Consider the following 16,665-nt stretch of genomic DNA (forward strand, 5'->3'; position numbering starts at 1 on the left):
CCAATCTACGAATTGCTCATTTATTTTGTCAACCCAAAAGAAGGCTCAAATGACCCCATCCGCCGGGGTCTTCACCGCCCTCGTGGGCGAGCGCGCGCTCGATGTCGCCCCACAGGTCCTCGACCCCCTCGATGCCGACCGACATGCGCACCAGACCGGGCGCGATCCCGGCCGCCGCCAGGGCATCCGCGTCCAGTTCCCGGTGGGAGGTGGAGGCCGGATGGGTCACCAGGCTCTCCACCCCGCCCAGCGACAGCGCCAGCTTCGCCACCCGCACCCGCTCGATGAACGCCCGCCCCGCCTCCCGGCCGCCGGCCAGCTCGAAGGAGAGCAGCCCACCGCCCCCGGACAGCACCTTGCGGGCCGTGTCGTACGAGGGGTGCCCGGCCAGCCAGGGGTAGTGCACGGCGGACACGTCACGGCGGCCCGCGAGACGCTCGGCGAGGACCGCCGCGTTGGCGCAGTGCTCGCGCATCCGCAACGGCAGCGTCGGTATCCCGCGCAGGGTCAGCCAGGCGGCGAACGGGTCGGCGCAGGCGCCCAGTTCGACCGTGCGAGGCCACACCTTCCGGCGCAGCTCGTCGTCCGCGAAGACGGCGGCGCCGCCGAGCACGTCGGAGTGGCCGGAGAGGTACTTGGTGGTCGAGTGCACCACCACGTCCGCGCCCAGCTCGATCGGGCGGCACAGCACCGGCGAGGCGAGCGAGTTGTCGACGACGCTGGTCACCCCGAGCCGGCGGGCCGCCGCCAGCAGCCCCGGCAGGTCGGCCACCTGCCCGGTCGGGTTCGCGATCGTCTCCAGGACGAGCAGCCGGGTCGCCGGATGCACGGCCGCCTCCTCGAACTCGGCGACCTCGTCCCCGGAGACGTACACGACCTCGATCCCGTACCGCCGCGCCAGATCCGACAGGACGGCGAAGGTCCCCCCGTACAGGCACCGCTGCGCCACCACCCGGTCCCCCGGCTTGAGCAGCGCGAGCAGCACCCCGCTGATCGCCCCCATCCCGGAGGCGAAGGCGATGGCCCCTGCACCCCCTTCGAGCCCGGCGAGCGTCTGCTCCAGGGCCCGTACGGTCGGGTTGCCGCGCCGGCTGTAGACGTACTGCCCGTCGGGCCCGGCCATGGCCCCGGCGAGCTCGTCGGCGGAGGAGAAGGCGAAGGCGGAGGACTGGACGAGGGGGACGGAGAGCGGCCAACTGCCTTGCTGGAAAGGCTCGTTGACTACGTGAACGGCTCGGGTGTTCAAATCCACTGCGGGCTCCCGTGGCGGACGTAGGGGTACGAGAAAAGGGGCCGCCCGACATCCGCCGGCGCGACGGACATCGGGCGGCCCCTGCGGGGCCGCGTCAGGCGGAGACCTTGTCGCCGCCCTGCTGCGCGGGGACGCCGGCGTCGGCGGCCGGCGCCTTGTCGCCCTTCATCACGAGGAGGGTGATCACGCCACCGACCGCGGCGATGATCGCTGCACCGATGAAGGCGGCCGAGAAGCCGTCCGTCAGCTTCGGCAGGTTGCCGAGCTGGTCGGCGCCCTGGGACATGGCGACCGCGGTGAGGGCGGCGAGGCCGAGCGCGGAGCCGACGTTGTAGGTGGTGTTGACGATGCCGGAGGCGAGACCGGCCTGCTCCTGCGGCGCGCCGGACATCGCGGCGATCATGGCCGGAATGTAGGCCAGGGACATGCCGAGCGCGGCGACCAGCGAGGCCGGCAGGACGTCGACGAGGAAGGTGCCGGTGGGCTCGACGGCGGCGAGCCAGACCAGGCCGGCGGCGAGGACGAGCAGACCGATGCCGATGAGCGGCTTGGCACCGAACTTCGCCATCAGCTTGGCGGTGATGGCCGTCATGAAGATCATCAGCAGCACGGTCATCGGGAGCAGCGCGGCACCGGAGGCGAAGGCGCCGTAGCCGAGGACCTGCTGGAGGTAGAGGTTGAGGAAGTACCACATCGGGATCCAGGCGGCGCCGAGCAGCGTCATCGCGAGGTTGGCCGAGCCGAGGCGGGGCACGCGCCAGACGCTGAGCGGCATGAGGGGCTCGCGGATGGCCTTCTGGATCACGAAGAAGAGGATCAGGAGGACGACGGCGCCGGCCAGCTGGAGGATCGTGCCGGTGGAGCCCCAGCCGACCTCGGGGGCGCGGACGACCGCGAAGACGGCGAGCGCGAGACCGGCGGTGACGGCGACGGCGCCGAGGACGTCGACGGAGCCGCGGCGGGACTCGACGCTCGGGAGGATCTTGGTCGCGGCGAGGGTCGCGAGGCCGATGGGCACGTAGATGATGAAGCACCACTGCCAGGCGGCCCACTCGGTGAAGACACCGCCGAGGAAGACACCGGCGGTACCGCCGGCGGGGGCGGCGGCACCGTAGAGGGCCATCGCCTTGCCGAGCTCCCTCGGGTCGTGCATGAAGAGCATCATGAGCAGCGTCATCGCGGAGGGCGCGATGAGCGCGCCGCCGACACCCTGGACGGCACGGCCGAGGATCTCGACCCAGGCGGTCTGCGCGACGGCCGCGAGGACGGATCCGGCGATCATGACGACCCAGCCGGAGACGAAGATCTTGCGGGCGCCGATGAGGTCGGAGAGCCGGCCGCCGAGCAGCAGCAGTCCGCCGAAGACGATCACGTAGGCGTTGAACACCCACTGGAGCTCGCCCTGGGAGAAGCCCAGGTCCTTCTGCATCTCGGGGAGCGCCACCCCGATGATCGAGGTGTCCATGATGACCATGAACTGTGCGGCGGCGAGCACGACAAGTGCCCACCAGCGCCGGGGATTGACGGTTGACATTGCCCTGACCCTTCACTCGCGTTCCGACCCCGGGGACCGCCCGAGGCATACCCCTGGGGGGTACCTGTGCGCTGCACCGTAGCATACCCATGGGGGGTATGTAAGGCTGAGGTGAAGGCAAGTCAGACCCCAAAAGGGAGCACGCGCCTCCGCACGAAGGACACCCATCCGGCACCCATCCGGCACCCATCCGGCACCCGCCCGCCGAGCCCCGACACCCCACCCGCCCGGCCCCCGGCACGGCAGAATGCCCCCCATGACCACGGACCAGGAGACAGACCGGGAGCGCGAACTGCTCCGCCGCTGGACCTCGACCCTGCTCGCCGCCCGCGCCGGCCGCGAAGGCCCGGACCCCCTGCCGTACGGCCGGAACCTGCTGTCCCGCTGGGCCGAGCCGCAGCGCAGGTACCACACCGTCGACCACCTGGCGGCGGTCCTCGGCCGCATCGACGAACTGGCCGATCAGGGCGGCGAGGGCGGCGAGTTGGAGCTCGTACGACTGGCCGCGTGGTTCCACGACGCGGTCTACCGGCCGGACCGCTCGGAGAACGAGGAGCGCTCGGCGAACCTGGCCGAAAGAGCCCTCCCCGAAGCGGGCCTCACCGCCCACGAGGTAGCCGAGGTGGCCCGCCTGGTCCGCCTCACGGCCACCCACGACCCGGCCCCCGGCGACCTCAACGGCGAGACCCTGTGCGACGCGGACCTGGCGATCCTGGCGAGCCCCCTGGATACCTATACGGGGTATACGAGAGCCGTCCGCGAGGAATACGCCTTCGTCCCCGACCCCGCCTTCCGAAAAGGCCGCACCGCCATCCTCACCCACCTCCTCTCCCTCCCCCGCCTCTTCCGCACGCCGTACGGGGCAGCGGTCTGGGAGGAGCGCGCGCGGGCGAACCTGGAGCGGGAGCTGGGGGAGCTGCGGGAGCCCTCGGGGGAGGGCTGAGGGGGCGGAGTGCCGGTTGGCGTGAACCGGCCGGGGCGGCGCGCCGGGACGGTCAGCGCGCGTCGACGCAGCCCGCCCCGCGCTCCCGCGACGTGACCGTTCCGTATCGCGAGACGTGTCGGGGTGGTGGAATGTCAGGAATGAACGGCCGGTTGCGCATGTCATGCCGTCTTCCTCGTCCGAGCCTGCCGTCGACGCCTCCGCGCCGTCCGGAGCCCCCGCGCCCGCCCGCATGCCTCTCGCCGTCTACATCCTCGGTCTCTCCGTCTTCGCGCTCGGTACGAGCGAGTTCATGCTCTCCGGGCTGCTGCCGCCCATCGCCGAGGACATGGACGTGTCCATCCCCACCGCGGGGCTGCTCATATCGGCGTTCGCCATCGGGATGGTCGTCGGCGCCCCGCTGCTCGCCGTGGCCACGCTGCGGCTGCCTCGCAAGACCACGCTCGTCGCGCTCATCACCCTCTTCGGGCTCGGGCAGATCGCCGGAGCGCTCGCGCCGAACTACCCGGTGCTCTTCGCCTCGCGGGTCGTGAGCGCGCTCGCCTGCGCCGGGTTCTGGGCGGTGGGGGCCGCCGTCGCCATCGCCATGGTGCCGGTGGGGGCGCGGGCGCGGGCCATGGCCGTCATGATCGGCGGGCTGTCCATCGCCAACGTCCTGGGCGTCCCCGCCGGCGCCTTCCTCGGCGAGCACCTCGGCTGGCGGTCCGCCTTCTGGGCCGTCGGGGCCGCCTCCGCCATCGCCCTGGTGGGCGTCGTGACGAAGATCCCGCGCATCCCCGTGCCCAAGACCCGGCCGCGGCTCCGCGCCGAGCTCGTCATCTACCGCGACCGGCAGGTCCTGCTCTCCGTCCTGCTCACCGCCCTCGCCGCCGGCGGCGTCTTCTGCGCCTTCTCCTACCTGGCCCCGCTGCTCACCGACGTCTCCGGCCTCGACGACGGCTGGGTCTCCGGCGTCCTCGCCCTCTTCGGCATCGGCGCGCTCATCGGTACGTACCTCGGCGGCCGGGTCGCCGACGCCCACCTCTTCGGCGTGCTGCTCAGCGGCGTCACCGCCTCCACCGTCTTCCTCACCGCGCTCGCCCTGTTCGCCTCCAGCCCGGTCGCCACGATCACGCTGACCTTCCTGCTCGGCGTCTCCTGCTTCTACACGGCGCCCGCGCTCAACGCCCGGATGTTCAACGTCGCCGGCGCCGCCCCGACCCTGGCCGGCGCCACCACCACCGCCGCCTTCAACCTCGGCAACACCGGCGGCCCCTGGCTCGGCGGCACCGTCATCGACGCCGGCCACGGCTACGCCTCCCCCGCCTGGGCCGGCGCCGCCATGACCCTGCTCGCGCTCGCCACCGTCACCGTCTCGCTCCGGCTCCACCAGGGTTCCTCCCGGGTCGTGGCCTCGGGTGCGCCGCGGGCGCGGAAGGTCGTGTCGTCCCGCTGACCCTCCCGTCGGGGGGATCGCCTCCGCACGGGAGAGCGGGATCTCCCGTGCGGATCACCGGCCGGGGACGCTCACCGGCTAAGGGCGGTCACCGGCCGCCTCCCCCTGCGCCGGCCGACCCTTCGGCCGGCGCAGGCCCGCGTCCGTGAGACGGCGGAGCAGTTCCTTCGAGCCGACCTCGATCGCGCCCGCCGCCACCGCGCCCGCGTAGTAGTCGGAGGGGATGTCGTAGTGGTCGCCGTCGAAGCCGCGGGCGGGCGCGCCGATCGAGGCGGCGAAGGCGTGGAGCTCCTCGAAGGAGACGTCGCTGATCAGGTGGGACCACATGCGGCCATGGCCCGGCCACGAGGGCGGGTCGATGTACAGGGTCACGTCAGGCCGCCCACGGGGGCGACCACCACGCCCTGCTTGCCGCAGACCCAGTGCGGGTCGGGGCCCATCTCGGGTTCGACGTCGAGGGCGTGCGGGTCGCCCGAGGAGCAGACCGGGCAGAGCGGCCAGCGGCCGTAGCGTTCGAGCAGGGCGTCCTGGACGTCCTGGGCGACGAGACCGGCCACGAAGGGCGCGCCCTCGGGCCACTGCTCGACCCACCAGCGGCGGTGGGCCACGGCGTCCTCGACCATCGAGACGACCTCGGCCATGGCGACCTCGCGGGCCACCAGGTCGGCGAGAACCAGGGCGCGGGCGGCATGGAGTGCCTGTTCCACGGGGTCGATGTCGTCCATGCTCACATTCTCGCCCCAAGGGGCCGCCGCGGACCAATGCCGTACCCCGAGGAAGGGGACCAATGGCCTGCCCGGATACGGGTCCAACGGGGTCTTGACGGTCCCCAGGGGCCGAAAATATCTTTCATTATGTGACCAATGACGTGAAGGAAAGTTTCACCGGCGCCTCCGGGACGCCGGCCGCGGCCCCGCCCGCACCCGCCGCCCTCGCGGCGAAGGTGCGCACCCTCGCCCCTTCCATGACCCGCTCCATGCAGCGCGTCGCCGAGGCCGTCGCCGGGGACCCGGCCGGCTGCGCCGCCCTCACCGTCACCGGCCTCGCCGAGCTCACCGGCACCAGCGAGGCGACCGTCGTGCGCACCGCCCGCCTGCTCGGCTACCCCGGCTACCGCGACCTGCGCCTCGCGCTCGCCGGTCTCGCCGCCCAGCAGCAGTCCGGCCGGGCCCCCTCGGTCACCGCCGACATCGCCGTCGACGACCCGGTCGCCGACGTCGTCGCCAAGCTGGCCTACGACGAGCAGCAGACCCTCGCCGACACCGCCGCCGGACTCGACACCGTCCAGCTCGGCGCCGCCGTCGCCGCCCTCGCCACCGCCCGCCGGGTCGACATCTACGGTGTCGGCGCCTCCGGCCTCGTCGCCCAGGACCTCGGGCAGAAGCTGCTGCGCATCGGCCTGATCGCCCACGCCCACAGCGACCCGCACCTCGCCGTCACCAACGCCGTCCAGCTCCGCTCCGGCGACGTCGCCATCGCGATCACCCACTCCGGGTCCACCGGCGACGTCATAGAACCGCTGCGGGTCGCCTTCGACCACGGCGCCACCACGGTCGCGATCACCGGCCGCCCGGACGGCCCGGTCACGCAGTACGCCGACCACGTGCTGACCACCTCCACCGCCCGCGAGAGCGAACTGCGCCCCGCGGCCATGTCGTCCCGCACCAGCCAACTCCTGGTCGTGGACTGTCTGTTCACCTGCGTCACCCAACGTACGTACGAGACGGCGGCCCCTGCCCTCGCGGCCTCGTACGAAGCCCTCGCCCACCGCCACGCCCCCCGCACCCGCTGAACCCCGAGAGAGCCGCCCCGTGTCCACCGCATCCACCGCCGCCACGTACTCCGCGCTGCGCGCCCAGCTCGCCACCCTCACCACCGAGGCGTTCCGGCCGGAGCTCGCCGAGATCGACCAGCTCCCGACGGCCGAGATCGCCGCCCTGATGAACGGCGAGGACCAGTCCGTCCCCGCCGCCGTCGCCCGGCAGCTGCCCGTCATCGCCGCCGCCATCGACGCCACCGCCGCCCGCATGGCCCGCGGCGGCCGGCTGCTCTACCTGGGCGCCGGCACGGCCGGCCGGCTCGGCGTCCTCGACGCCAGCGAGTGCCCGCCCACCTTCAACACCGACCCCTCCGAGGTCGTCGGTCTCATCGCGGGCGGCCCGTCCGCGATGGTCAAGGCCGTCGAGGGCGCCGAGGACTCCAAGGAGCTGGCGGTCCAGGACCTGACCGCGCTCGGGCTCACCCCCGACGACACCGTCGTCGGCATCTCCGCCTCCGGCCGTACCCCGTACGCCATCGGCGCCGTCGAACACGCCCGTACACAGGGTGCGTTGACCATCGGCCTGTCCTGCAACGCGGACAGCGCGCTCGCCGCCGCCGCCGAGCACGGCATCGAGGTCGTCACCGGCCCCGAGCTCCTCACCGGCTCCACCCGGCTGAAGGCGGGCACCGCGCAGAAGCTGGTGCTCAACATGATCTCGACGATCACCATGATCCGGCTGGGCAAGACGTACGGGAACCTCATGGTCGACGTCCGCGCCTCCAACGAGAAGCTGCAGGCCCGCTCGCGCCGCATCGTGGCCCTCGCCACCGGCGCCCCGGACGAGCAGATCGAGACCGCCCTCGCCGCCGCCGACGGGGAGGTGAAGACCGCGATCCTCATGCTCCTCGCCGACATCGATGCCAAGGCCGCCGACCAGCGCCTGCACGACTCGCGGGGCCACCTGCGGGCCGCTCTGCACGCGACGGCCCCCGCCGCCCCCACCACCCCGTAACCCCCCGCCGGGCACCCCCTCACAGCAAGGCACGACCGCACCATGAGCACAGACGACAAGAACCGCGCCATCGCCGCCGCGATCCTCCCCCTCGTCGGCGGCGCCGGGAACATCAGCTCCGTGGCCCACTGCATGACCCGCCTGCGGCTGGGTCTGCGGGACCGCTCGCTCGTCCAGGACGAGGCCCTCAAGGCGGTACCGGCCGTGATGGGCGTGGTGGAGGACGACACGTACCAGATCGTCCTCGGCCCGGGCACCGTCGCCCGCGTGACCCCCGCGTTCGAGGCCCTGATCGCCGAGGCCCCCACGCCCGTCCACTCGGCGGACGAACTCGCCGCGCAGGGCGCCGCGATCAAGGCGGCGCAGAAGGCGAAGAACTCCACGCCGTTCAAGCTCTTCCTGCGCAAGATCGCGAACATCTTCGTCCCGCTGATCCCCGCCCTCATCGGCTGCGGCATCATCGCCGGCCTCAACGGCCTGCTCATCAACCTCGGCTGGCTGCCCGGCATCACCCCCGCGCTCGCCGCCATCGCGAGCGGCTTCATGGCCCTGATCGCGGTCTTCGTCGGCTTCAACACGGCCAAGGAGTTCGGCGGCACGCCCATCCTCGGCGGCGCGGTCGCCTCCATCATCGTCTTCGCGGGCGTCGCCAAGATCGAGGTCTTCGGCCAGACCCTCTCCCCCGGCCAGGGCGGTGTCCTCGGCGCGCTCGGCGCGGCCGTCCTCGCCGTGTACGTCGAGAAGTGGTGCCGCCGCTGGGTGCCCGAGTCCCTCGACGTCCTCGTCACCCCCACCCTCACGGTCCTCGTCTCCGGCCTCGCCACGATCTTCGGCCTGATGTTCGTCGCCGGTGAGATCTCCCAGGGCATCGGCGACTTCGCCACCTGGCTGCTCGCCCACGCGGGCGCCGGCGCCGGCTTCCTCCTCGGCGGCCTCTTCCTCCCGCTGGTGATGCTCGGCCTCCACCAGGCGCTCATCCCCATCCACACCACCCTGATCGAACAGCAGGGCTTCACCGTCCTGCTGCCCATCCTGGCGATGGCGGGCGCGGGCCAGGTCGGCGCGGCCATGGCCGTCTACCGCAAGCTGCCCCGCAACGCCTCGATCCGCCGCACCATCAAGTCCGCCCTCCCCGCCGGCTTCCTCGGCGTCGGCGAACCCCTGATCTACGGCGTCTCGCTGCCCCTCGGCCGCCCCTTCATCACCGCCTGTGTCGGCGGCGCCTTCGGCGGCGGCTTCATCGGCCTCTTCAACATGCTGGGCGACCAGGTCGGCTCCACCGCCATCGGCCCCTCGGGCTGGGCCCTCTTCCCCCTCCTCGACGGCAACAAGGGCCTCGGCGGGACGATCGCGATCTACGCGGGCGGCCTCCTCGTCGGCTACGTCGTGGGCTTCCTGGCCACGTACTTCTTCGGCTTCAGCAAGGAGCTGATCGAGGAGTTCAACGTGAACACGGAGACGGAGCCCCCGACCCCCCTGGAGCCGGCCACCGCCCCCGCCACGGCCACGGACGCGGCCACGACCTCGACCTCGACCGAGGGCCCGGCGCCGGAACCGGCGAAGGTCTGACGGGCCCACCCGGTGAACGCCTGGCATCCGCCTGACACCCGCCCGACTGCATACGAGCCGCATACGAGAGAGGGCTCCCGGTACGTGCGTACCGGGAGCCCTCTCTCGCGTCCGTCGTGCGGCGCGCGCGTATCAGCAGGTGACGTCCGTAGCCGGCCGCTCGCCCGTCAGCAGGAAGCGGGTGACCGTGCGGTCGCCGCAGGGGTTGCCGTTGCCGAGGTACATGCCGTGGCCGCCGTGGTCGACCGAGACCATGCGGGCCTTGGTGCCGAGGGCCTCGCGCATCTTGAGGCCGGCCGAGTGCGGGGTGGCGGGGTCGCGCAGGCTCTGGATCATGAGGATGTTGGAGGGGCCCTCGTCGGTGAGGCGGGTGGGCTGTTCGACGGGGCCGCCCTTCCAGAAGGAGCAGGGCGTGATGTTGGCCGGCATGCCCGCCGTCAGGGGGTACGCGGCCCGGTCGGCGACGACGGCCCGCTCGTACGAGCGGACGGAACCCCGCCACTTCACGTCGTTGCAGATCACGCCGACCGTGACGGCCGCGTCGGCGTCGGGCATCGGGCCGGACAGGGCCGGCGGCAGGACGGGCTTCTCGGACGCGGTGCGCGCCTGCTGCACCAACTGGGCCAGGCCCTCGAACTGGGAGTCCGAGTACAGGGCCATCTGCAGGGCCTGCCGCAGCAGGTTGCCGGTCAGCGGCACGCCGACCGTCGTCGAGGGCTTCGGCCCCCGGTCCAGCCGGGCGGCGAGACCGAGGAGGAGCGGGCGGACGTCCTCGGGGCGTTCGGCGAGCCGCAGCCCGGCCTTCGCCCGGTCCGGGTGCGCGGCCCAGGCGGCGAAGTCGGGGAAGCGGTCCTCGGCGCCCCCCGCCATCCCCCGCAGCCAGCCCTGGGCGACGGTGCGCGGGTTCGGGTCGGCGCTGCTGTCGAGGACCAGCCGGTCGGTGCGGTCCGGGAACTTCTGCGCGTACTGCGCGGTGACGTACGTGCCGTACGAGACGCCCCACACCGACACCTTCTTCTCGCCGAGCGCCGCCCGCAGCCGGTCCAGGTCCCGCACCTGGTTGGCGGTGGTGAGGCTGCGCAGCTCGGCGCCGCCGTTGCGGGCGCAGGCCTCCGCGATACGGCGGGAGCGCTCGACGGACACGTCGATGGAGCCGTCGGCGGCGGGCCAGCTGCGCAGGTTCACGAGCCGCCGGTCGTCGTCCGCGAGCCCGCAGTCCGCCTTCATGCTGCCGCCGACCCCGCGCGGATCGAACGCCACCAGGTCGTACGCCCCGCCCAGCTCCTTCCCCAGCGCCGCCCCCTTCCCCGACAGGCGCTGCACCCCCGACCCGCCGGGCCCGCCGGGCACCACGAGCAGGACCCCGCGGCGCGCCTCGGGCCGGTCGCTGAGGATCCGCGACACGGCCAGCCCGACCTGCCGCCCGTCCGGATCCGCGTAGTCGAGCGGGACGGTGAGCGTGGCGCACTCCTGCCGGAGACCGGCGGGACCGCACGCGGACCAGCTCAGGACGGGGGCGGCGGGGGCCACCGGGGCGGCGCCCGCCGTGGGGGCGAGGGCGGCGGAGGCGAGGGCGAGAGTGAGCGCGATACCTGCGGAAGTCGTCATGCAGGAAGCATCGTTGACCTCGCGTCAGCTCCCCATCCGGCAGGCACGCGGGTGGGGGGTGGGGGTAGCCCCCGGGGGTGGAGGTGGCGCCGGGCGGTCCGTTCGGCGCGGTCCCCGTCGGCGTGCGGCTGCCGCACCTGCCACACCCGTACCGGTCTGCCCTCGCGTGTAGCCGCCACTTCCCGGCCCGCCGAGCCGCCCGATCACGTCCGCCGCGGCGTACGGCGGGGGGAGGCGGGTGGCCAGGACGGGCCCGGCGGGAGATCATCCCCGCCATGACCTCAGACCGGAACGCCCTCGCCACCCCCACCCCCGTCCCCTCCCCCGCCGTCTCCCCGTCCGCCGCCGCCGCGGGCACGTGGACGCTCGGCGACCTCCCCGTCCGCCGCGTCGGCTTCGGCACCATGCGACTGCCGCAGACCGGGGGCGCCCTCATCGAGGACGCCGTGCCGAGGGACCGCGAGCAGGCGATCGGCGTGCTGCGCAGGGCTGTCGAGCTCGGCGTGAACCACCTGGATACCGCCGCTTTCTATTTCTCGCGCCTGCGCTCCGCCAACGAGCTCATCAACCGCGCGCTCGCCGGACCGTCCGGCCGCTACCCCGACGACCTCGTCATCGCGACCAAGGTCGGACCCGCGCGCGACGCGTCCGGCGCCTGGACCGACCACGCCCGCACCCCGGCGGCCCTGCGCGCCCAAGTCGAGGAGAACCTGCGCCAGCTCGGCCGCGACCACCTCGACGTCGTCAACCTCCGGGTCCTCGGCACCGACTCGGTCGCCGAACGCTTCGGCGCCCTCGCCGCACTCCGCGACGCCGGCCTCATCCGCCACCTCGGCGTCTCGAACGTCACGCCCGAACAGCTCGAAGAGGCGCGGGGCATAGCGCCCGTGGTGTGCGTGCAGAACATGTACGGGATCGGAGTACGCCCGGAGTACGCGGAGTTCGTCCGCCACTGCGGCGAGCAGGGCATCGCGTTCGTGCCGTTCTACTCGATCGCCGCGGCGGGCCGGGAGGGTGGCACGACGGCCGCCGCGGAACCGGAGGCGATCCTGGCCGTGGCCCGCGAACACGGCGCGACCCCGGCCCAGATCCGCCTCGCCTGGACCCTCCACCAGGGCCCCCACCTGCTCGCTATACCCGGCACGGGCGACCTCGGCCACCTGGCGGCCAACGTGGCGGCGGGCGCGCTGCGCCTGACGGAGGAGAACCTGACCCGCCTGGCGGAGGCGCACGCCCCGACGGAGACGTGACGGCACCCCCGTACCCCCACGCCCCTCCCCCCCTGACCTGCCGAAACCCATCCCCCCTGACCTGCCGAAACCCACCCCCCGCCCCTAGACTCCGGCCCCATGACCCCTGCGACGACAACGCCCGCCCTCGTCTCCGACCTGGCCCCGACCGGCACCCTGCGCGCCTCGATCAACCTCGGGAACCCGGTCCTGGCCCAGGGCACCCCGGAGTCGCCCGCCGGCATCACCGTGGACCTGGCCCGCGAGATCGGCGCCCGGCTCGGCGTACCGGTGGAGCTGCTCTGCTTCGACGCGGCGCGCAAGTCGTACGAGGCGATGGCGGCCGGCCGCGCCGACCTCTGCTTCCTCGCCGTCGAGCCGGCGCGGGAGGCGGAGGTCGCGTTCACGGCCCCGTACGTCGTCATCGAGGGCGTGTACGCGGTGCCGCGCGACTCCGCCCTGACGAGCCCCGAGGAGGTGGACGCCCCGGGCGTCCGCATCGGCGTGAAGGCGGGCTCCGCGTACGACCTCTACCTCACCCGCACCCTGCGCCACGCGGAGCTGGTGCGCGGCGAGGAGGGCGTCGACACGTTCGCCGCGCAGGCCCTGGAGGCGGGCGCGGGCATCCGCCAGCCGATGACCGCGTACGCGGCCGCCCACCCGGAGGTCCGCCTCCTCGACACCCGCTTCATGCGGATCCGCCAGGCGGTGGGCACCCCGGTCACCCGCTCCGCGGAGACGGTCGCGTTCCTCCGCGCGACGATCGAGGACCTGAAGACGAACGGCTTCGTGACGGCGTCCCTGAAGCGCGCGGGCCAGGACACGGGCCTACTGGCGGGCCCGGAGGCGTAGGGGGCCGAAAACCCTGTCGGCAGTGTCGGTGGGCGCTGTTAGCCTCCTGGCTTTCGGGCCGCTAGAAAGCGCGTTCGTGTATCCAGGGGAGGGGAATACACCCATGTCAGGAACATTCAGAAAACGAGGCCTGCTGCTCGGCAGTTGCCTCGCTGCGGTCGTGGGGGCGACCGCCGTACCGGGTACGGCCTACGCGGCGGACAACCTGCCGCCCAACCGCCCGGCCGTCAAGGATCTGCAGACCGACTTCACACCGTGCGCGACCGGCGACCCGGCTCCGTACTTCAGCGGGCCGCCCGTCCTCACGGCCGTGCTCTCCGACCCGGCGGAGGACGACCGGCCCGGCTACCCGGAGCAGGTCAGCGGAGAGTTCGAGATCTGGTGGACGGACCCGGCCGGCGTCGACCAGCGCCGCTCGTACTCCTCCTACCCGGCGTACTCGGGGCGGCTCCACCGGTACGAGGTGCCGTCGGACATCCCGGCCGACACCGTCATCTCCTGGCGCGTCCGTGCCAACGACGGCACGGCGAACGGGCCTTGGAGCTCCGACGCCCCCGACGCGGCCTGCCGGTTCGTGTACGACAACGCGAACCCGGCGACCCCGACCGTGACCTCCCCGGAGTACCCGAACGACTACCGGATCTCCGACGGAGTCGGGGTCTACGGCAGCTTCACCATGGACTCGACGTCGCCGGACGTCGTCTCGTACCGCTACAACTTCTCCGACGGCACGGCCCGGACCGTGCAGGCCACGGAGCCCGGCGCCCCGGTCACCGTCCGCTACATGCCGCCGCGCTCCGGCACGTACACGCTGAGCGTCGAGGCGTTCGACCGGGCGGGGCGCTCCAGCAACCGCACCGACTACATGTTCCGCGTCGCTCCCGGCCGTGCGCCCGTCTCCCACTGGAAGCTGGCCGACCCCGCCGGCTCCACGACCGCCACGGCCGAGACGGGCAGCCCGGCCCAGGCCGGCACCGGAGTGACCTTCGGCGGCCCGGCCCCCCAGGGCACCCCGCTCACATCCACCGCCCGCCTCGACGGCAGCAGCCACGGCTACCTCACCACGGGAGCGCCGGCCGTCGACACCGGGAAGACCTTCGCCGTCGGCGCCTGGGTACGCCCCGCGCGGACCGACCGCGCCATGACCGTGGCCGGCCAGGACACGGACTCCGGGTCCGGCTTCGCCCTGGGCCTGGAGGGCAAGGACACCGGCGCCGCCTGGACTTTCGCCATCGGCGACGCGAAGGTCTCGGGCGGCGCTCCGGAGACCGGCGAATGGGCGCATCTGCTGGGCGTATACGACGCGGAGACGGGCCGCGCGCAGCTGTACGTGAACGGACGCGAGGTCGGCACCGCGGCCGAGGCGTCGCCCGTCGCGGCCGGCGGCGCGTTCCAGATCGGCCGCGTCCGGGACGGCTCGGGCTACAAGCAGCGGTGGCAGGGCGAGATCGGCGACCTCCGGACGTACGACCGGGTCGTGGTCCCGAAGGAGGTCGGCGAACTCGCGCAGCGCAAGCCGAGTCTGCTCGGCCACTGGTCGTTCGAGACCGCGGCCGACGGCGCGACGCCCGAGCAGAACGGCGGGGCACCGCTGAAGCTGGGCGCCGGAGCGACGATCTACAAGCCGACGAGCGGCAACTGCTTCCCCGGCCGCGACCCCGACTGCGCCTACCAGCCGCCCGCGCTGGTCGACACGGGCGATCTGCGTCTGGACGGCGCGGGCGGCCACGCCGCCCTCGACGGCCCGGTGGTGAACACCGGTGACAGCTTCACCCTCGGCGTGGTCGTCCAGATCCCCGAGGCCGACGCGAACCGGCCGATGACCGTGCTGTCGCAGGCCGGTGAGCACACCGAGGCGTTCAAGCTGCGCTACGAGCCGTCGACGTACGCCTGGCAGCTGATCATGCCGGAGCGGGACGAGGCGGGCGCGCCGGAGAAGGTCGTCTCGCAGATCACGGGTCCCGCCGGCAGCAGCGGGCAGGGTGTCCGCCTCGCCGTCGTCTACGACGACGCGACCGACACCGTCAAGCTGTTCGCCGAGGGCTTCACCAACGCGCAGGCGACCGCGCACGTCCCCGACGGCTGGAAGAGCGGCGGCCCGCTCCAGGTCGGCCGCGGCATGACCGCCGACGGCTGGGGCGAGTACCTGAAGGGTGACGTCGACGAGATCCAGGCGTACGCCGGCGCGCTGCGCGACGACGACATCGTCGGCCTGGGCTGGGGAACCGACCCCTGCCTCTGCTAGCACCGGCCCGCCGGGAAGGTCCGTCCGGCTGACGGAGCGGCTACCCCGCCCGGCCCGCCACCCGCCCGTACATCACCATGTCCCGCCGCACCCCGCCCACCTCCTGCCACCCCCGCAGCACCCCCTCCCGTACGAACCCGGCGCGTTCGGCCGTGTGGGACGAGGCGGTGTTCCAGGGTTCCACGAGGAGTTGGAGGCGGGGGATGCGGAGTTCGGTGGTGGCCCAGGTGGTGAGGGTGGTGAGGGCGTGGGTGGCGGTGCCGTTGCCTCGGGCGTGGGGGGCGAGCCAGTAGCCGAGGGTCGCGCGGCCTTCGGGGAGGTCGCGGAGCCAGAGGCCGATCGCGCCGAGGGGGCGTGCGTCGGAGGTGCGGGCGATGACGAAGGGGTAGCCGGCGCCGGTCTGCGCGCGGGCCCACTGGCGGCGGACGAACGCCTCGCCCTCCGTCCGCGACCAGACCGGCGGGACGGTCGTGATCAGCGGGATGTACGGGTCGGCCGACGCCTCGCGGACCAGCGGCAGGTCCGCCTGCTCCCAGGGGCGCAGCAGCAGCCCGTCCGCCGTCAGCCGCGGGACCTCCAGGGCGGTCACATCCTGCGGAGGTGGTCGGCCAGCCGGTCGTACTGCTCCTTCACCCCCGCCTCCATGCCCGCGGCGAGCGCCTGATCCCGGATCTCCGTGGACGGCCAGAAGGACGTGCTGGTCAGCGCGGTGCCGCCGTCGGGGGTGGCGTCGAAGGCGAGGACGACGCGGACCGGCTCGGCGTCCGGCATCTGCTCGAAGATCTCCGAGTAGACGAGCCGTTCGGCCGTGACGATCTCCTCGTACGTGCCGGAGAAGACGATCTCCTGGCCGTCTGGGGTCCGCTGGCCCCAGCGCCACGCGCCGCCCGGCCGCAGGTCGACGTCGCAGACGGACATGGTCAGCCCCGCCACCCCGTACCAGGTCCGCACGTGCTCGGGCCGCGTCCAGGCCTCCCAGACGCGGCTCACGGGCGCGTCGAAGGTGCGGGTGATGACCAGCTCGCGTTCCGCCGGTGTGGTGAGGAGGGTGATCATGAGATCTCTCCTGTCTGCCCGCTGCCCGGGGCGCCGGACTCTCCTCTCAGGATGCCCCTGACAGACTCCGGCCGCGAACAGGCCATCCAGTGAACACGTTCAACCATCAAGCGCTATGTTGCTCTCACGCGGCTTGCGATCTTCCGATGCGCCGCCTTCCGACCTGTG

General features: G+C 73.0%; 15 protein-coding genes. 8 read left to right on the top strand and 7 right to left on the bottom strand.

Annotation, left to right across the window (positions count from 1 at the left end; genetic code table 11):
• Nucleotides 1-28: 28 nt before the first annotated feature.
• Both ACZ3ZE_RS18440 and ACZ3ZE_RS18445 read right to left on the bottom strand, forming a co-directional pair.
• Nucleotides 29-1,252 carry a trans-sulfuration enzyme family protein gene (locus tag ACZ3ZE_RS18440; RefSeq protein WP_442304669.1) on the bottom strand — a complete coding sequence of 408 codons (1,224 nt, stop codon included), beginning with the start codon at nt 1,250-1,252 and terminating at the stop codon, nt 29-31.
• A gap of 94 nt (nt 1,253-1,346) precedes the next feature.
• On the bottom strand, nt 1,347-2,786 hold the full coding sequence (locus ACZ3ZE_RS18445; RefSeq protein ID WP_467259762.1) for an MFS transporter: 1,440 nt from the start codon (nt 2,784-2,786) through the stop codon (nt 1,347-1,349).
• A gap of 256 nt (nt 2,787-3,042) precedes the next feature.
• Between ACZ3ZE_RS18445 and ACZ3ZE_RS18450 the strand changes: the two genes are divergently transcribed.
• On the top strand, nt 3,043-3,729 hold the full coding sequence (locus ACZ3ZE_RS18450; protein WP_361165172.1) for an HD domain-containing protein: 687 nt from the start codon (nt 3,043-3,045) through the stop codon (nt 3,727-3,729).
• 232 nt (nt 3,730-3,961) lie between these two features.
• A complete protein-coding gene (locus ACZ3ZE_RS18455; RefSeq protein WP_467259821.1) occupies nt 3,962-5,164 on the top strand; it encodes a Cmx/CmrA family chloramphenicol efflux MFS transporter in 1,203 nt (400 codons plus the stop codon).
• Between the two features lie 78 nt (nt 5,165-5,242).
• Here the strand turns inward: ACZ3ZE_RS18455 and ACZ3ZE_RS18460 are convergent, their stop codons facing one another.
• Nucleotides 5,243-5,536, bottom strand: coding sequence for a DUF4031 domain-containing protein (locus tag ACZ3ZE_RS18460; protein ID WP_361165169.1), 294 nt, complete (start codon nt 5,534-5,536; stop codon nt 5,243-5,245).
• The gene (locus ACZ3ZE_RS18465) at nt 5,533-5,889 is read right to left on the bottom strand and encodes a hypothetical protein (protein ID WP_361165165.1); all 357 of its coding nucleotides are present in this window, start codon (nt 5,887-5,889) and stop codon (nt 5,533-5,535) included. The genes ACZ3ZE_RS18460 and ACZ3ZE_RS18465 overlap by 4 nt, the downstream gene beginning before the upstream one ends.
• Nucleotides 5,890-6,020: 131 nt before the next feature.
• Here ACZ3ZE_RS18465 and ACZ3ZE_RS18470 point away from each other — a divergent pair, with 131 nt between their 5' ends.
• From ACZ3ZE_RS18470 to ACZ3ZE_RS18480, 3 genes are read left to right on the top strand one after another with little or no spacing between them, the layout of a single operon-like run.
• A complete protein-coding gene (locus tag ACZ3ZE_RS18470) occupies nt 6,021-6,956 on the top strand; it encodes a MurR/RpiR family transcriptional regulator (protein WP_361165162.1) in 936 nt (311 codons plus the stop codon).
• A gap of 19 nt (nt 6,957-6,975) precedes the next feature.
• On the top strand, nt 6,976-7,938 hold the full coding sequence (gene murQ, locus ACZ3ZE_RS18475; RefSeq protein ID WP_361165159.1) for an N-acetylmuramic acid 6-phosphate etherase: 963 nt from the start codon (nt 6,976-6,978) through the stop codon (nt 7,936-7,938).
• 42 nt (nt 7,939-7,980) lie between these two features.
• On the top strand, nt 7,981-9,507 hold the full coding sequence (locus ACZ3ZE_RS18480; protein ID WP_467259764.1) for a PTS transporter subunit EIIC: 1,527 nt from the start codon (nt 7,981-7,983) through the stop codon (nt 9,505-9,507).
• A gap of 132 nt (nt 9,508-9,639) precedes the next feature.
• Here ACZ3ZE_RS18480 and ACZ3ZE_RS18485 read toward each other — a convergent pair whose 3' ends face one another.
• The gene (locus ACZ3ZE_RS18485) at nt 9,640-11,115 is read right to left on the bottom strand and encodes an alpha/beta hydrolase (protein ID WP_467259766.1); all 1,476 of its coding nucleotides are present in this window, start codon (nt 11,113-11,115) and stop codon (nt 9,640-9,642) included.
• Between the two features lie 275 nt (nt 11,116-11,390).
• On the opposite strand from ACZ3ZE_RS18485, the gene ACZ3ZE_RS18490 reads away from it, so the two are divergent.
• The 3 genes from ACZ3ZE_RS18490 (at nt 11,391) to ACZ3ZE_RS18500 (ending at nt 15,441) form a co-directional block, all read left to right on the top strand.
• A complete protein-coding gene (locus ACZ3ZE_RS18490) occupies nt 11,391-12,365 on the top strand; it encodes an aldo/keto reductase (protein WP_467259768.1) in 975 nt (324 codons plus the stop codon).
• Between the two features lie 99 nt (nt 12,366-12,464).
• Entirely contained in the window at nt 12,465-13,196 is a 732-nt protein-coding gene (locus ACZ3ZE_RS18495) for a transporter substrate-binding domain-containing protein (protein ID WP_361621052.1), read from the top strand.
• Between the two features lie 103 nt (nt 13,197-13,299).
• Nucleotides 13,300-15,441, top strand: a complete 2,142-nt coding sequence (locus tag ACZ3ZE_RS18500; protein WP_361165144.1) for a LamG-like jellyroll fold domain-containing protein — start codon at nt 13,300-13,302, stop codon at nt 15,439-15,441.
• Nucleotides 15,442-15,481: 40 nt separating this feature from the next.
• Here the strand turns inward: ACZ3ZE_RS18500 and ACZ3ZE_RS18505 are convergent, their stop codons facing one another.
• Together ACZ3ZE_RS18505 and ACZ3ZE_RS18510 are read right to left on the bottom strand one after the other, a co-directional pair.
• Entirely contained in the window at nt 15,482-16,030 is a 549-nt protein-coding gene (locus ACZ3ZE_RS18505) for a GNAT family N-acetyltransferase (RefSeq protein WP_361621050.1), read from the bottom strand.
• The gene (locus tag ACZ3ZE_RS18510; protein ID WP_361165138.1) at nt 16,027-16,497 is read right to left on the bottom strand and encodes an SRPBCC domain-containing protein; all 471 of its coding nucleotides are present in this window, start codon (nt 16,495-16,497) and stop codon (nt 16,027-16,029) included. The genes ACZ3ZE_RS18505 and ACZ3ZE_RS18510 overlap by 4 nt, the downstream gene beginning before the upstream one ends.
• Nucleotides 16,498-16,665 lie beyond the last annotated feature (168 nt).

It is taken from the genome of Streptomyces sp. NPDC023157, assembly GCF_055560575.1.

Bases quoted from the DNA above. Each gene is read 5' to 3' on its own strand.
- ACZ3ZE_RS18445 (WP_467259762.1), bottom strand. From the start codon at position 2,786: ATGTCAACCGTCAATCCCCGGCGCTGGTGGGCACTTGTCGTGCTCGCC.
- ACZ3ZE_RS18450 (WP_361165172.1), top strand. From the start codon at position 3,043: ATGACCACGGACCAGGAGACAGACCGGGAGCGCGAACTGCTCCGCCGC.
- ACZ3ZE_RS18455 (WP_467259821.1), top strand. From the start codon at position 3,962: ATGCCTCTCGCCGTCTACATCCTCGGTCTCTCCGTCTTCGCGCTCGGT.
- ACZ3ZE_RS18465 (WP_361165165.1), bottom strand. From the start codon at position 5,889: ATGGACGACATCGACCCCGTGGAACAGGCACTCCATGCCGCCCGCGCC.
- ACZ3ZE_RS18480 (WP_467259764.1), top strand. From the start codon at position 7,981: ATGAGCACAGACGACAAGAACCGCGCCATCGCCGCCGCGATCCTCCCC.
- ACZ3ZE_RS18485 (WP_467259766.1), bottom strand. From the start codon at position 11,115: ATGACGACTTCCGCAGGTATCGCGCTCACTCTCGCCCTCGCCTCCGCC.
- ACZ3ZE_RS18490 (WP_467259768.1), top strand. From the start codon at position 11,391: ATGACCTCAGACCGGAACGCCCTCGCCACCCCCACCCCCGTCCCCTCC.
- ACZ3ZE_RS18495 (WP_361621052.1), top strand. From the start codon at position 12,465: ATGACCCCTGCGACGACAACGCCCGCCCTCGTCTCCGACCTGGCCCCG.
- ACZ3ZE_RS18500 (WP_361165144.1), top strand. From the start codon at position 13,300: ATGTCAGGAACATTCAGAAAACGAGGCCTGCTGCTCGGCAGTTGCCTC.
- ACZ3ZE_RS18510 (WP_361165138.1), bottom strand. From the start codon at position 16,497: ATGATCACCCTCCTCACCACACCGGCGGAACGCGAGCTGGTCATCACC.